Source organism: Tsukamurella ocularis (assembly GCF_024807615.1).
Classification (GTDB): Bacteria; Actinomycetota; Actinomycetes; order Mycobacteriales; family Mycobacteriaceae; genus Tsukamurella; species Tsukamurella ocularis.
Map to the genome: position 1 here is coordinate 780961 of NZ_JANUCJ010000003.1, position 14598 is coordinate 795558.

The 14598-nt window shown below is 70.7% G+C and carries 11 protein-coding genes; 6 read left to right on the top strand and 5 right to left on the bottom strand.

Annotated features, from left to right (window positions below; all coding sequences use genetic code 11):
* Positions 1-19: 19 nt before the first annotated feature.
* The 4 genes from HNP44_RS15355 to HNP44_RS15370 all read right to left on the bottom strand — a co-directional run bounded on the left by HNP44_RS15355 (position 20) and on the right by HNP44_RS15370 (position 5064).
* Positions 20-1564: a molybdopterin-dependent oxidoreductase gene (locus HNP44_RS15355; protein WP_259141879.1), complete on the bottom strand. Its 1545-nt coding sequence runs from the start codon at positions 1562-1564 to the stop codon at positions 20-22.
* 172 nt (positions 1565-1736) lie between these two features.
* Entirely contained in the window at positions 1737-3380 is a 1644-nt protein-coding gene (locus HNP44_RS15360; protein WP_259141880.1) for a long-chain fatty acid--CoA ligase, read from the bottom strand.
* 45 nt (positions 3381-3425) lie between these two features.
* Positions 3426-4196: an SDR family oxidoreductase gene (locus HNP44_RS15365; protein WP_259141881.1), complete on the bottom strand. Its 771-nt coding sequence runs from the start codon at positions 4194-4196 to the stop codon at positions 3426-3428.
* Positions 4197-4512: 316 nt separating this feature from the next.
* A complete protein-coding gene (locus HNP44_RS15370; RefSeq protein WP_374758783.1) occupies positions 4513-5064 on the bottom strand; it encodes a TetR/AcrR family transcriptional regulator in 552 nt (183 codons plus the stop codon).
* A gap of 91 nt (positions 5065-5155) precedes the next feature.
* Here HNP44_RS15370 and HNP44_RS15375 point away from each other — a divergent pair, with 91 nt between their 5' ends.
* Positions 5156-6703 carry an MFS transporter gene (locus HNP44_RS15375; protein WP_259141883.1) on the top strand — a complete coding sequence of 516 codons (1548 nt, stop codon included), beginning with the start codon at positions 5156-5158 and terminating at the stop codon, positions 6701-6703.
* A gap of 192 nt (positions 6704-6895) precedes the next feature.
* Here the strand turns inward: HNP44_RS15375 and HNP44_RS15380 are convergent, their stop codons facing one another.
* Complete coding sequence (locus tag HNP44_RS15380; RefSeq protein ID WP_259141884.1) at positions 6896-8032, bottom strand: alpha/beta hydrolase family protein; 1137 nt, start codon at positions 8030-8032, stop codon at positions 6896-6898.
* Positions 8033-8421: 389 nt separating this feature from the next.
* On the opposite strand from HNP44_RS15380, the gene HNP44_RS15385 reads away from it, so the two are divergent.
* The 5 genes from HNP44_RS15385 to HNP44_RS15405 all read left to right on the top strand — a co-directional run bounded on the left by HNP44_RS15385 (position 8422) and on the right by HNP44_RS15405 (position 14589).
* Entirely contained in the window at positions 8422-9192 is a 771-nt protein-coding gene (locus tag HNP44_RS15385; protein WP_259141885.1) for a deoxyribonuclease IV, read from the top strand.
* The gene (locus HNP44_RS15390) at positions 9189-9791 is read left to right on the top strand and encodes a class I SAM-dependent methyltransferase (protein WP_259141886.1); all 603 of its coding nucleotides are present in this window, start codon (positions 9189-9191) and stop codon (positions 9789-9791) included. The genes HNP44_RS15385 and HNP44_RS15390 overlap by 4 nt, the downstream gene beginning before the upstream one ends.
* Before the next feature lie 115 nt (positions 9792-9906).
* On the top strand, positions 9907-11739 hold the full coding sequence (locus tag HNP44_RS15395; protein WP_259141887.1) for an acyl-CoA dehydrogenase: 1833 nt from the start codon (positions 9907-9909) through the stop codon (positions 11737-11739).
* 187 nt (positions 11740-11926) lie between these two features.
* Positions 11927-12595, top strand: a complete 669-nt coding sequence (locus HNP44_RS15400; RefSeq protein WP_259141888.1) for a hypothetical protein — start codon at positions 11927-11929, stop codon at positions 12593-12595.
* 35 nt (positions 12596-12630) lie between these two features.
* Positions 12631-14589, top strand: coding sequence for a YhgE/Pip domain-containing protein (locus tag HNP44_RS15405; RefSeq protein ID WP_259142245.1), 1959 nt, complete (start codon positions 12631-12633; stop codon positions 14587-14589).
* Positions 14590-14598: the final 9 nt, after the last annotated feature.

Here is a 14598-nt window from a genome sequence, read left to right on the forward strand (position 1 = left end):
GTAGACGGCGCCGAGCGGCTCAGCGAGCGGTGACGACGACGCGGTGCCACCCGGTGGCACCGTCGGGGGCGGGCGGCGCCTTCGCGTCGGTCTGGCCCCTGCCCTCGGCGTCGGTGGCGCGCACCTCGAGGGTGTGCTCGCCGCGGTCGAGCGGGAGGGAGACGTTCCACTGCCGCCAGGTGTCCGGGCCGACGGTGTCGGCGAGACGGGCGGGCACCCAGGCGCCGGCGTCGGCGCGGACCTCGACGCCGCCGATGCCGGTGTGCTGCGCCCAGGCGACCCCGGCCACCGTCACCGCACCGGCCGAGACGGATCCGCGCGGCACGTCGATCCTCGACTGCACCTTGATCGGGCCCAGAGCCGACCAGCCCCGCGGCGTCCAGTAGCCCTGGTCCTCCGCGAAGGTCGTGACCTTGAACGAGGTCACCCACTTGGTCGCCGAGACGTAGCCGTACAGGCCCGGAACGACGAGCCTGGCGGGAAAGCCGTGGATCACGGGCAGCGGCTGCCCGTTCATGCCGATGGCGAGCAGGGAGGCGCGGACGGGGTCGCGCAGCACCTCCAGCGGCGTGCCCGCGGTGAAGCCGTCGCTGCTCCGGGAGAGCACCATGTCGGCGCCGGCCCGAGGCCGCGCCCGCTCCAGCAGGTTCCGGATCGGGTGCCCGAGCCAGAGCGCGTTGCCGATCAGGTCGCCGCCCACCTCGTTGCTGACGCACGCGAGCGTCGCGTAGTGCTCCTCCAGCGGCAGCGCAAGCAGCTCGTCCCACGTGAGGGTGAAGGGCGCGTCGACCATCCCGTGGACGCGGAGCGACCAGTCCGCGGGGTCGAGCTGCGGGATGCGCAGGGCGGTGTCGATGCGGTAGAAGTCCGCCGTGGGCGTGACGTAGGGGGTGAGCCCGGCGATGGGCGGGTCCGCCGGGACCGGTGGCGCGGCGGTCCGCGGCACGGGCAGGCGGAGCGTCTCCCGCGCCGCCTTCACCGCGGTCGCGCCCGCCGAGAGCAGGCGGGCCCCGGCGAGGGCCAGCACCGTCGTCCCGGCGGCCGCGCCGGCCACGAGGAGGAAGCCGCGCCGGTCCATCCCGGCGGCGACCTCCGGGGCGTCCGGGGCAGGGTGGAGGCGGCGGATCGCCAGGCGCAGGACGAGGATCGACGTCGCGATTCCCACGAGGCTCGGGACCGCCCACATCGCCGTGGCGTCCGGGCGCAGCGTCGCGATCAGCGCGCCGACGACCCCGACGAGGCCGAACAGCGCTGCGCCCCAGGGCGGGCGGCGCAGTTCGAGCAGGCCCGCGGCCGCGGCGCCCAGGGCGAGCACCACGCCCATCGAGCCGAGCAGGACCGCCTTGTCGGCGGTGCCGAAGGACTCGACGGCGAAGTCCTTGAGCCACGGCGGTGCGGCGTCGATGACCGCCGCCCCGCCCGCGAACAGCGTGCTCGCCCCGGGCGCGACGACGGCGGCGACGAGCTCGGCCACCGCGAGCCCGGCGGCCCCGGCGAGGACGCCCGACACAGCGGCCCAGGCAGTCGCACCACGCGCAGGCGTACTCGGTATCTCCTCGGTCATGGATCCAGCGTGGCACGCGCAAGCCCTGCCCGGGAGGGGCGCTGCAACACCTCACGGATCCGTAAGAATCCGCCCCGGCACTCACCTCATTGAAAGATCACCGCGAAAAGGGGGCTGTCGCGGACATGATGCCCGCGCCAGCCCCCTTTTGACCGTGATTTTTCAACGGCTCTCAGCCGCGCGACTCCACGACGGTGTAGGTCCCGTCGGCGTACTCGGCGCGGATGAGCTTCTTGTCGAACTTGCCGACCGAGGTCTTGGGAACTTCGGCGACGAAGGCCCAGCGCTCGGGGACCTGCCACTTGGGCAGCAGGTCGGCGAGGAAGGCGCGCTGCTTCTCGGCGTCCGCGTCTGCGGCGTCCTTGACCACGGCGAGCACGAAGGGACGCTCGTCCCACTTCTCGTCGGGCACGCCGACGACGGCGGCCTCGGCGATGGTCGGGTTGCTCATGACCGTGTTCTCCAGTTCGACTGAGCTGATCCACTCGCCGCCGGTCTTGATCATGTCCTTGGTGCGGTCGCGAATCGTCATGTAGCCGTCCGGGCTGATCGACGCCACGTCACCGGTGCGGAGCCAGCCGTCGTGGAACTTCGACTCGTCGGAGACGTTGCCCTCAGGCGAGTAGTACGCGCCGGTGATCCATGGGCCGCGCACTTCGAGCTCGCCGGCGGCCTCGCCGTCCCAAGGCTGCTCGTTGCCCTCGTCGTCGATGATGCGCGCCTGCACCGACGCGGGGAAGCGGCCCTGCGTGACGCGGTAGGCGAATTCCTCGGTCTCGTCCTCAATGCCGAAGGGCGGGCGCGAGACCGAGCCGAGCGGCGAGGTCTCCGTCATGCCCCAGGCGTGCACGATGCGGGTGCCGAGCTTGTCGAAGGCGCGGATCATCGAAGGGGGTACGGCGGCGCCGCCGACGACGACCTCACGCAGGTGCGAGATGTCCTGCGGCTTCACGGCGAGCTGCGCGGCGACGCCGGCCCAGATCGTGGGCACGGCGGCGGCGAAGGTGGCCTTCGTGGCGTCGAGGATCTGCAGCAGCGGCTCGGGCTGCAGGAAGCGGTCGGGCATGATCAGCGTGATGCCGCCCATCATCGCCGCGAAGGGCAGGCCCCACGACATGACGTGGAACATCGGCACGATCGCGAGCACAGAGTCGGCGTTGCCGAGCGCCATGCCCGAGGACGAGTTGACCTGCATCGAGTGCAGCCAGATGCTGCGGTGGCTGTAGACGACGCCCTTCGGGTCACCGGTGGTGCCGGAGGTGTAACACATGACGGCCGCGTCGCGCTCCGAGATCTCGGGCCACGCGAACGTGGTGGGCTCGCCCGCGATGAGCTCGTCGAAGGAGTGCACCGTGATGCCCGCGGGCGCCTCGAGCGCCTCCTTCGGGCCGTTCGCGACGATGACGTGCTGCACGTTCGGGGTCGCGGCCAGGTACTTGCCGAGCAGCGGCGCGACGGAGGCGTCAACAAGGATCACCTTGTCGTCGGCCTGGTTGATGATGAACACGGCCTGCTCGGGCGAGAGGCGCAGGTTCAGGGTGTGGAGCACGGCGCCCATGGCGGGGACGCCGGCGTAGGCCACCTGGTGCTCGTTGTTGTTCCACATGAACGTCGCCACGCGGTCGCCCCGCTGCACGCCCAGCTTGGTCAGGGCGTGGGCCAGCTGCGCGGCCTTGTCGCCGAGCTCGGCGAAGGAGAGATCGCGCAGGCCCTCGCCGGTCCACGTGGTGATCTTGGCCTCGGGGAAGACGCGGCGGCTGTACTCGACGAGACGGGCGATAGTCAGCTCGCCGTCCTGCATCGTGGTCTGAATCACGGTGGTGGAGACTCCTTCTCGGATGGGAAATGCAGCCGGCGGGTACTACTGGCTGGTGATCTGGTTGATCAGCCGCACGACCGACCTCGGGGCGAATTTACTCGAATTGGACAGCACCGTGGTGAGGGTTCCGACGGAATAGTGGACTCGCGGCAGGAACGGGATCTTGATCCCCGGGTGTACCGAGTTCCACACCTGCTCGGCGACCTCCTCCGGCGTGATGTTCACACCAAGGGTGCGCGTGCTCTTGGCGTCGGTCTCGGCGAGGGCCGTCTTCGCCCACAGCGGCCAGATCGCGACGACGCGGACGCCGTGCTTCTCCCACTCCAGCTCCAGCGCCTCGGTGAAGCCTGCGACGTAGAACTTGGCGGCGCTGTAGGTCGCGATGCCGGGCTGGCCGTAGATGGCCGACGCCGAGCTGATGTTCACCAGATGCGCGCCCGGCTGCCCCGTGAGGTAGGGCAGCGCGGCCTTCGCGCCGTAGGTGACGCCGAGCGCGTCGATGTCGATCTGCAGCTTGATCTGCTGCGGCGTGATCTCATCGAGGTCGCCGCTGAAGAGCACGCCGGCGTTGTTGTCGAGGACCGTCAGGCCGCCGCCGGTGTGCTGCGTGAAGTCGGCGAGGGCCGCCTCCCACTGGTCGTAGTCGGTCACGTCGAGCGTGCCGGTCACGATCGCGGGGTACTCGGTCTTCAGTTCCTCCAACGCGGCGGCGTTGACGTCGTAGACGCCCACCGTCCACCCCTCGGATAGGAAGCGCAGAGCAGTGGCCCGGCCGATGCCCTGGGCACCGCCGGAGATGAAGATCGATGGCATGGCGTCCAACCTACCCGCTGGTCAGGCCGGGGTAAAGACCCTACTGAGGGTCACTCAATTAGCCGAGCGTACCGGCTGCCGGCCCGCGCGCAGGAGGCCCGACGGGGCCGCTGGCGCGCGTGAAACCATCGTCTCACCGCGTTCTTCACGAGAGGAAAGACTGGCCTCGCTCCTCGACCACGTCACCACCGGCATCGGTCAGGCGTGGCAATCCCCACCTCCCCGGAGACCTGCAGGCGGTGTGGAACTACGTCGACGACGGGGCGCGGTGCGCACGCGCTGATCCGCCCCCGGTGGATGCTCCGGCAGTCCGCCGTCAGGGAGCCCCGTCGACCATGCGGGCGACGACGGCGAGCAGACCTGTCATCTGCGCGTCGGTCGCGCGCCGGCGCCCGCCGCTGAGGGCGGCGTCGTAGTAGAGGCCGTCGCCGAGGAGCAGGATCGCGCGAGCGGTCGCCTCGTCGGGCACCTGCTCCTGCACCGTCGCCAGGAAGCGGTCCTGCATCGAACGGATCGCGCGCTCGGCGCGGTCGTTCGCGGCCTGGCTCAGTCGCAGCACCGCGACGATCGCGCGGTCCAGCTGCGAGTCGTCGTAGTTCGACGTGCGCACGTAGTACTCCACAGCCCCCTCGGGCGCGGTAGCCATCAACTCCACATCGTCGGCGACGAGCTCATCGAGCCAGTCGCACAGCCCGTCGACCAGGGCCTTCTTCGAGCCGAAGTGGTAGAGCAGGCCGCCCTTGCTGACGCCGGCCTCTGCGGCGACGGCCTCGAGCGTCGCGGCGCGTTCGCCGTGCTCGATGAGGATCTTCACGAAGGCGTCGAGCAGCTTGGCGCGGGCGGCGGGAGGGGGCGGCACACCTCGCATCGTAAGGGTGATCGCGGTCTCTCGTTTCTATACCGTCCAGCTGGTACAGTAACGTCGTACTCAAAACCACGACACCTCAGGAAGTGCCGCTATGACCACCACGTTCCCCACCACGACCGCGTCCCCGCGCGCCACGGTGCGCGACTGGGGTGCGCTCGCGGTCCTGATGCTTCCCGTCCTCCTGGTCTCGATCGACGGGACCGTGCTCGGCTTCGCGCTGCCCTCAATCGCCGCCACGCTCGGCCCGACGGCGGCACAGCAGCTGTGGATCATCGACGTCTACCCGCTGGTGCTCGCCGGCCTGCTCGTCTCCATGGGCAGCCTGGGCGACCGGCTGGGCCGGCGCCGCCTCCTCCTGCTGGGCGCGACGGGCTTCGCCGCGATGTCCGTCGTGGCCGCGTACGCCCCCACCGCAGGCGCGCTCATCGCCGCCCGCGCGGGCCTCGGCTTCTTCGGCGCGATGCTGATGCCGTCCACGCTCTCGTTGCTGCGCAACATCTTCACCGATCCGCAGCAGCGCCGGCTCGCGATCGCCGTGTGGGCGTCGTGCTTCGCCGGCGGCGCCGCGCTCGGCCCCATCGTGGGCGGCTTCCTGCTGGAGCACTACTGGTGGGGCTCGGTCTTCCTCATGGCCGTGCCCGTCCTGATCCCGCTTCTGGTGCTGGCGCCGATCTTCGTCCCCGAGTCCCGCGACCCGAACCCGGGCCGCATCGACCCGGTGTCGATCGTGCTCTCGCTGCTCGCGCTGACCCCGATCGTCTACGCGGTGAAGACCCTCGCCAAGGGAGGCGACCTCGCGGTCGTCGCGCTGGCGCTGGTCGTCGGCATGGTGTCCACTGGCCTGTTCCTGCGCCGTCAGCTGCACCGCCCGGACCCGATGCTGGACGTGCGACTGTTCACGGACCGTCGCTTCTCCGGCGCCGTCGCGGTGAACCTGCTCAGCGTCTTCTCACTGGTCGGCTTCATGTTCTTCGTCTCGCAGCACCTCCAGCTGGTGGTGGGGATGAGCCCGATGGATGCCGGCTGGGCGCTGGTCCCCGGGCTGATCACGATGATGGTCGCGGGCCTGTACGTCGTGCGGGTCGTGCGGTGGATCGCCCCGTCGACCGTGGTGGTGGGCGGCATGCTCGTCTCCGCCGCCGCGTACGCCGTGGTGATGGCCTTCGCCTCGCCGGAGTCCACGCTCGCCGTGCTCATCGCCTTCGCGATGCTCGGCGTGGGCATCGGCGCCGCCGAGACGCTGTCGAACGACCTCATCGTCTCCTCGGTGCCCGCCGAGAAGGCGGGCGCGGCCTCGGCCGTCTCGGAGACCGCGTACGAGCTCGGCTCGGTACTCGGCACCGCTGTCCTCGGCTCGATCCTGGCGGGCGCCTACGCCGCGAAGCTCGCACTGCCCGCAGGCCTCACTGCCGAGCAGGCGACCGACGCCGGCGAGACCCTCGCCGGGGCGCACCACGTGGCCACGCAGCTGCCGGCCGAGGCCGCCGACGGCCTGGTCCGGGCCGCCGGTCAGGCCTTCGACGCGGGCGTCTCGGTGACCTCCGCGATCGGCGTGGTGCTCATGCTGGCCGCGGCCTGGATCGCGCACCGCACGCTGCGGGCGCCGTCCTCGTCCGTCGCCGCGACCGCCGTGCAGTAGTCCCGCAGCCGCCGCGCCGCGGCGCTCGCCGCCTCCGCGTGGGCGGTGAGCGTCACGGCCGCGCGGGCCGCGAAGGCCAGCACCTCCGGCGGCCCCGGCGCCGCCCACCACCGCGCGGCCTGCTCGGCGAATCCGTCGGCGGCCTCCTCCCAGCTCGCCGCGACCCGCGCCAGCTCCGCGGGATCGACCTCGTCAGCGGCCACCCGCTCCCCCTCCCGTCAGGATCGCCGCGAACGCGTCCAGCGCCCGCGAGCCCTCGTCGAAGTACCCCGAGTGCGCACCCATGCCGAAGCCAGTGGGGGCCTCGGCGTCCACCACAGTCGCCCCGAACGACGCCGCCGCCGGGTCCATCCCGAGCCCCAGCTCCACGCCGAACAGCCGGCGCAGCCCCTGCGCGGCGCCGTCGGCGGCGCCGACCCGAGGGACCGGATCGTCGGAATCGCGCGCCACGTACACCGGCATCGCCAGCTCCGACGCGGACCGCACCGGGCCGGCGCCCGGCGAACCGAGCAGCACCATCGCGTCGACGGTGCCCGCGAGCGCCCCGCCCGCGCCCGCCGTGGTCGCCGTCGTCGCGCCGTAGCTGTGCCCGAAGACCACGACCCGCGGATCGTCGGGCCGCATCCGCGCGAGGTCCTCGAGGTCGGCCCGCAGCTCGGCGGCGCCCCGTCGGGCATGGGCGCCGGTGAGGACCTGCGCGGCGGCCGCGCGGCCCGACGGGGCGTCGTACCCGATCCACGCCAGAGTCGCGGTCGACGTCGTCGGGTCCGCGCGCCGGGCGGCGGCCCGGAGGTTCGCGGCGTTGCGGGTGACCGCCCCGATCGACGCCGCCGTCGTACCCATACCCGGGACCACGACACCGATGGTGCGGGCGGTGTCGAGATCACCGAGGGCCACCGCCACAGCGCCGTCGCCGCCGAAGGCATCCGGCTCGTACTCGACCAGCTGCACCGTCTCGCCGCCGCGGCCCAGCTCGCGCAGCCGCGCGTCGATCGTCTCGAGCATCCGGCGGCGCGGCCCGGGAGGCGTCGCTCGTAGGTCCGCCGCGAGGAGGGCGCGGTTCTCCCGGTCCCGCTGCGCGGCAGACGCCGGGCGGCCCAGCGTCCGCGCCGGGATCGACGGTGCCCACGTGCCGCCGGGCGGCACGGCGGCCGGGAGGTCGATCGCCGCGAGACGGGCCGCGAGTTCGCCACCACCACTGCGGATCTCCGCCACCGCGCGATCGAGCGCCGCGTCAAGCTCCTCCGCGGCGCGTACCTCGAGCCCCGCCCAGCGCTCGTACGCGTCCGCGGGTTCGCCCCGCCACGCCGTCGCCCGCACGACCATCATGGCGTCACGCTAGGCCGCCGCGCCCCCGCGATCGGGCCGCGAACCCGGTGTGCAGGCACCGTCGTCCACAGGACCGCGGTCCTCCACAGGCATAAAGACACCAGTCAGCGGGATGGCGGGCGGAGGCGGCCCACCCAATGCCTGCGCCGCCACAACTTTCGAAGCGTTCTGCGACTCAACCGGACCGATTCGTCGCAGAACGCTTCGAAAGATGTGCGCACCGTCGGATCGCGAGGGCCGGGTGCGACGCGCCATGCTTCCGACACATGGCCGAATCCGGATACACGCCTCTGACCAGGTAGAACAGAGCCACGCGTCGGGCGCATAGCTTTCCCGAGCAACACACCCACCCACCACCCGCACGGCTGCGCAGCCACTACGCTGGACGCATGCGCATCGGAGCCCACGTCCGCAGTGACACCCACCCCGTCGAGACGGCCGAACAGCTGGGGGTGGACGTGATCCAGATGTTCGTCTCCGACCCCCAGAGCTGGAAGAAGCCGGAGCCGCACCCGCAGACGCAGACGCTCAAGGACTCGCCGCTGGAGATCGTGGTGCACTCGGCGTACGTCATCAACGTCGCGAGCCTGAACAACCGCCTGCGCATGCCGAGCCGCAAGGCCGTCGAGCAGCAGGCCGCGGCAGCGGCCGACCTCGGCGCCTTCGGCCTCGTGGTGCACGGCGGGCACCTGCGCGACGGCGAGGACCTGCAGGCCGGAATCGACAACTGGCGCAAGCTCTTCACCCGCCAGGAGGAGAAGGGCGGCTTCGGCGTGCCGATCCTCATCGAGAACACCGCGGGTGGCGACGGGGCGATCGCACGGCAGCTCGAGACCATCGACCGGCTATGGGACGCGGTCGGCGACCAGGGCGCCGGCTTCTGCCTCGACACCTGCCACGCCTGGGCGGGCGGCGAGGAACTGATGGGCATCGTCGAGCGGGTCAAGGCGATCACGGGCCGCATCGATCTGGTGCACCTGAACAACTCTCGCGACGAGTTCGACTCCGCCCGCGACCGGCACGCCAACCTGCAGGACGGCACCATCGACCCGGACCTGCTGGCCGACGTCGCCCGCGCCGCCGGGGCGCCGATCATCCTCGAGACCCCCTCCGAGGGCCTCGCCGACGACGTGGCCTACCTCAAGGAGGCCCTGCTGTGAGCACCCCCGCCGACTGGGACGCCCGCTACCGCGCCACCGAGCTGGTGTGGGGAACGCCACCCGACCCGTGGATCGTCGAGCAGGTGACCGTATTGCCGCCCGGGCGGGCCCTCGACGTGGGCGCCGGCGAGGGTCGGCACGCCCTGTGGCTCGCGACCCGCGCATGGGACGTGACTGGGGTCGACTACTCGCGCGTCGGCCTCGACAAGGCGGCGACGGTGGCCGCCCGCTCGCCGCGCACCGTCCGCGCCCGGCTGCACTGGACGCCGCTCGACATCACCACCGACGAGATCCCCGATCAGCCCTACGACCTGGCCGTCTGGGCGTACGTGCACCCCGATCCCGAGGACCGGGCAACGGCGATCGCCAAGGTCGCGCGGTCGCTGGCGCCGGGCGGACTGCTCCTGCTGCTGGCGCACGAGAAGGCGGACTCACACCCCGGCCTACCGACCTTCGGCGCCGCCGAGCTGTCGGAGGCGCTCCCCGAGGACATGGTGGTGGAGCACGTGGAATGGCGCGAGAGTGATCCGTACCACGGCACAGGTACTGACCTGGCCGTTCGCGCACGTCGGCGCCGCACGGAGGCGATCGAGCCCTAGAGGTGCTTGCACTTGTTCGCACGCGGCGAGCGCGTTATCCTATGGATATTACCGAGCGGTAACTTACCGAGAGGTAACTGTCCGACAGCCTGATCTGAGAAGGTGGAACAGCCCCATGGGCCATTACAAGAGCAACGTCCGCGACATCGAGTTCAACCTCTTCGAGGATCTCGGCGTCGGCGAGGTGCTGGCTTCCGGTGCGTACGGCGACCTCGACGAGGACACCGCCAAGGAGATGCTGCGCGAGGCGGCCCGTCAGGCCGAGGGCCCCATCGCGGAGTCCTTCGCCGAGGCCGACCGCAACCCGCCGGTCTTCAACCCGGAGACCCACGAGGTCACGATCAACGAGGCCTTCAAGAAGTCGCAGGCGATCTTCGGCGACGGCGGCTGGGCCTACCTGGGCCTCAACGACGAGCTGGGTGGCACCGACGTGCCCCGCTCGCTGTACTGGGGCATCGGCGAGCTCTTCCTCGGCGCCAACCCGCCCATCTTCATGTTCGCCGCGGGCCCCGGCTTCGCGCAGATCCTCTTCGACGAGGGCACCGACGAGCAGAAGAAGTGGGCGAAGATCGCCGCCGAGCGCAACTGGAACGCCACCATGGTGCTCACGGAGCCGGACGCCGGCTCGGACGTGGGCGCGGGCCGCACCAAGGCCATCAAGCAGGAGGATGGCTCCTGGCACATCGAGGGCGTCAAGCGCTTCATCACGTCGGCCGTGATGGACGGCATGTTCGAGTCGACCTTCCACCTCGTGCTCGCCCGCCCCGAGGGCGGCGCGCCCGGCACCAAGGGCCTGGGCCTCTACTTCGTGCCGAAGCATCACTTCGACGAGCAGGGCAACCTCGGCGAGGAGAACGGCGTCTATGTCACCGGCGTCGAGCACAAGATGGGCATCAAGACGTCCACCACCTGTGAGGTCACCTTCGGCGGCCACGGCAAGCCCGCCAAGGGTTGGCTCGTGGGCGAGGAGATCAAGGGCATCGCGCAGATGTTCAAGGTCATCGAGCACGCCCGCATGATGGTCGGCACCAAGGCCATCGGCACCCTCTCGACCGGCTACCTCAACGCGCTCGACTACGCCAAGCAGCGCGTCCAGGGCGCCGACCTGACTCAGATGACCGACAAGACCGCGCCGCGCGTGACCATCACGCACCACCCGGACGTGCGCCGCTCGCTGCTCACGCAGAAGGCCTACGCCGAGGGCCTGCGCGCCGTGTACCTGTACACCGCCGCGCACCAGGACGTCCGCACCGCGACCCCGGTCTCCGGCGCCGACGAGGAGATGGCGTTCAAGGTCAACGACCTGCTGCTCCCGATCGTCAAGGGCGTCGGCTCCGAGCGCGCGTTCACGTTGCTCGGCACCGAGTCGCTGCAGACCTTCGGCGGCTCCGGCTTCCTGCAGGACTACCCGATCGAGCAGTACGTCCGCGACTCGAAGATCGACTCGCTGTACGAGGGCACCACCGCCATCCAGGCGCAGGACTTCTTCTTCCGTAAGATCCTTCGCGACCGTGGCGCCGCGCTCGGCCACATCGCCGGCCAGATCACCGCGTTCATCGAGGCCAACGCGGGTGGAGCCTTCGCCGCGCAGGTCGCGCAGCTCAAGACCGCCGCCGAGGACGTGCAGGCCATGGCCGCCACGCTCACCGGTTTCGCGCTCGCCTCGCAGCAGGAGCCCAAGGAGCTGTACAAGGTGGGCCTCGGCTCGGTGCGCTTCCTGATGGCCTTCGGCGACCTGATGGTCGGCTGGCGCCTGCTGCACCAGGCCGTCGTCGCGCAGGCCAAGATCGACGGTGGCGCCACCGGTGCCGACAAGTCCTTCTACGAGGGCAAGGTCGGCGTCGCGACGTTCTTCGCCGCCAACATGCTGCCGCTCCTGACCTCGGTCAAGGACGTCGTCGCCGCGGTCGACAACCAGGCGATGGACCTCGACGAGGCCGCGTTCTGATCGTCGCTCCGTAACCACGAGCACCCGAGGGCGCTCCGACCACCGGTCGGGGCGCCCTCGCCCGTTCCTGGGACCGACGGTGGCGCCGAGGGGCGCCCGACGGTGCGCCCGACGTGGGCGCGGCACCGTCGGGCGACCGCCGTAGGATTGCTACCGACCTGCGCCGACGACCTCCGGAGAGCCCCGCATGGATGACGACCAGCCGAACGACGTACAGCTCACGGCGGTGAACATCGGCGTCGACGGGGAGCACGGTCCACTGTTCCAGGGCATCGACCTGCAGTTCGGCCCCGGACTGCACGCCGTGCAGATGCCCGCGGGCCGCGATCAGGATGCGCTCCTGCTCACCTTGGCCGGACGGCTCAAGCCGAGCCACGGCACCGTCGACGCCCTCGGAGCGACGACCCCGGGGGCGATCCGGAAGAAGTGTGCCATCGCCGCCTTCGAGGACATCGACAACCTCGACGAGTCGGTCACCGTCGAGACGGTGCTCGCCGAGCAGCGGCGCTGGCTGGCGCCGTGGTACTCGATGGTGCCGCTCAGCGCCGGCAGCCTGGAGATGGACCAGGTCTTCGGTGATCTGGCCCGCCCCGGGCCGAAGACCCGCATCGTCGAACTGACAGACCTGCAGCTGTTCCTCCTCCGGATCACCCTGGCCCTGCTGGGCAACCGGCCGATCCTCATCGTCGGAGACCTGGAGCAGGTCCGCGACAACCCGGGACGCGCCGACGCCGTGCAGCGGCTCGGCGCGATCTCCACCCGCTACACCGTGATCGTCGGGGTCACCAATCCCCTCGGCGGCACCGCCCCGGAGCACACCCTGCACGACCGCCGCGCCCTGACCCGGAAGGACTGATTCCCATGTCCGAGAAAAAGAGCAGCCTCGTCCCGATCGCCGCCGGCCTCGCCTTCGGCTCCGAGATCAAGCGCTTCGGGCGCAGCCGGCTCACCCGCGCCGCCATCGTCGTACTGATGCTGCTGCCCCTGGTCTACGGCGCCCTGTACCTGTGGGCCTTCTGGGATCCGTTCGGCAACGTCAACAAGATGCCGGTCGCGCTGGTCAACGCGGACAAAGGAACCGAGGTCAAGGGCCAGAAGATCAACGCCGGCGCCGAGGTGGAGAAGTCGCTCGCCGATGACAAGAGCCTCGACTGGCACATCGTCTCTCCCGCCGAGGCGCAGCAGGGCGTCAAGGACGGCACCTACTACTTCATGTTGGAGCTGCCGGAGAACTTCTCCGCCGCCATCGCCTCTCCCATGACGGGCACACCCGAGAAGGCACAGCTGCGGGCCGTCTACAACGACGCCAACAACTACATCAGCTCCACCATCGGCCAGACCGCGATGTCGCAGGTGCTCAACGCCGTCTCCACCCGAGTGTCGGGGCAAGCGGTGAACCAGGTGCTGTCGATGATGATCACCGCCGGGTCCGGGATCGAGCAGGCCGCCGACGGGGCCGGGAAGCTCCACGACGGCCTGGTGACCGCGAACGACGGTGCCGCCCAGCTCGCCACCGGCCTCGGGACAGCCAAGACCGGCTCGGCGCAGCTGCGCGCCGGCTCGCAGCAGCTCTCCGATGGCATCACCCAGGCCACGGATCCTCTTCTCGCCGTGACGAAGGCCCTCTCCGGGCTGGGCGGGAACACCGCCCAGCTGCAGCAGAGCGCGGCCGCGCTCGTCGAGGCCGCCGACAAGGCCGGCGTCTTCGTCAAGACTCAGGACACCGCGCTGGCCGGAATCGACGCCGCCATCAGGCAGCTCGCCGCCAGCCCGGATCCCGTGGCCCGGCAGTCGGCCGAGGCACTGCGCGCGGTGCGGGCCCAGCTCGCCCAGGCCTCGGTGACCCCCGCAGCCAAGCAGCAGATCATCGCCGCCGCGAACGGCGCGGCGACGCTCACCGAGCAGTTCCGCACGCCCGGCAGTCCGCTGCAGACCGTCCTCGCGCAGGTCGGCGCCACCGGTGGCGACCTCACCGCCAAGCTCACCGAACTGCGTTCGGGCGCGCAGCAGCTCGCCGCGGGGAACGCCACGCTCGACGACGGCATCACGCAGCTGTCCGACGGTGCCACCAAGCTCTCCGCCGGCACCGTGCAGCTGCGCGACGGCAGCCAGGAGCTGGCGACCAAGCTGCGCGAAGGCGCCGGCGCAGTACCCAAGTGGTCGCAGGAGCAGACGACGCAGGTCGCACAGACCATCGGCGGCCCCGTCCAGCTGGACGCGACGCACGAGAACCGCGCCCCGAACTTCGGCACCGGCATGGCGCCGTTCTTCCTCACACTGGCCCTGTTCTTCGGCGCCCTGGTGCTGTGGATGGTCTTCCGGCCCTTGCAGAACCGCGCCGTCGCCGCCGAGGTGCTGGCCATCCGTGTGGTCATGGCGAGCTACCTGCCCGCCGCCGCGATCGGCCTGTGCCAGGCCGTGATCCTGTACTGCGTGGTGCGCTTCGCGCTAGGGCTCGAGGTGGCGCACCCGGTGGCGATGATCTTCTTCATGATGGGCGTGACACTGGCTTTCATCGCCTTCACCCAGGCGGTGAACGCCTTCGTCGGGCCGGCGGTGGGCCGCGTGCTCATCATGGCGTTGCTCATGCTGCAGTTGGTGAGTTCCGGCGGCATGTACCCGGTGGAGACCACCGCCAGACCCTTCCAGATCCTGCACAAATACGACCCGATGACCTACGGCGTCAACGGCTTGCGGCAGCTGGTCTCCGGCGGCATCGACCACCGTCTGTGGCAGGCGATCGCAGTGCTGGTGTTCCTGTGGGTCGCGTCGGTCACGGTGTCGTGCCTGTCCGCCCGGCGGAACCGGCTGTGGAACCTCGACCGGCTCATCCCCGCGATAAAGATCTGAGGCACCATC

What these genes read in the sequence shown, in the direction of transcription:
- HNP44_RS15355 (WP_259141879.1), bottom strand. Translation starts at nt 1,564, where the DNA reads ATGACCGAGGAGATACCGAGTACGCCTGCGCGTGGTGCGACTGCCTGG.
- HNP44_RS15365 (WP_259141881.1), bottom strand. Translation starts at nt 4,196, where the DNA reads ATGCCATCGATCTTCATCTCCGGCGGTGCCCAGGGCATCGGCCGGGCC.
- HNP44_RS15370 (WP_374758783.1), bottom strand. Translation starts at nt 5,064, where the DNA reads ATGCGAGGTGTGCCGCCCCCTCCCGCCGCCCGCGCCAAGCTGCTCGAC.
- HNP44_RS15375 (WP_259141883.1), top strand. Translation starts at nt 5,156, where the DNA reads ATGACCACCACGTTCCCCACCACGACCGCGTCCCCGCGCGCCACGGTG.
- HNP44_RS15380 (WP_259141884.1), bottom strand. Translation starts at nt 8,032, where the DNA reads ATGATGGTCGTGCGGGCGACGGCGTGGCGGGGCGAACCCGCGGACGCG.
- HNP44_RS15385 (WP_259141885.1), top strand. Translation starts at nt 8,422, where the DNA reads ATGCGCATCGGAGCCCACGTCCGCAGTGACACCCACCCCGTCGAGACG.
- HNP44_RS15395 (WP_259141887.1), top strand. Translation starts at nt 9,907, where the DNA reads ATGGGCCATTACAAGAGCAACGTCCGCGACATCGAGTTCAACCTCTTC.
- HNP44_RS15400 (WP_259141888.1), top strand. Translation starts at nt 11,927, where the DNA reads ATGGATGACGACCAGCCGAACGACGTACAGCTCACGGCGGTGAACATC.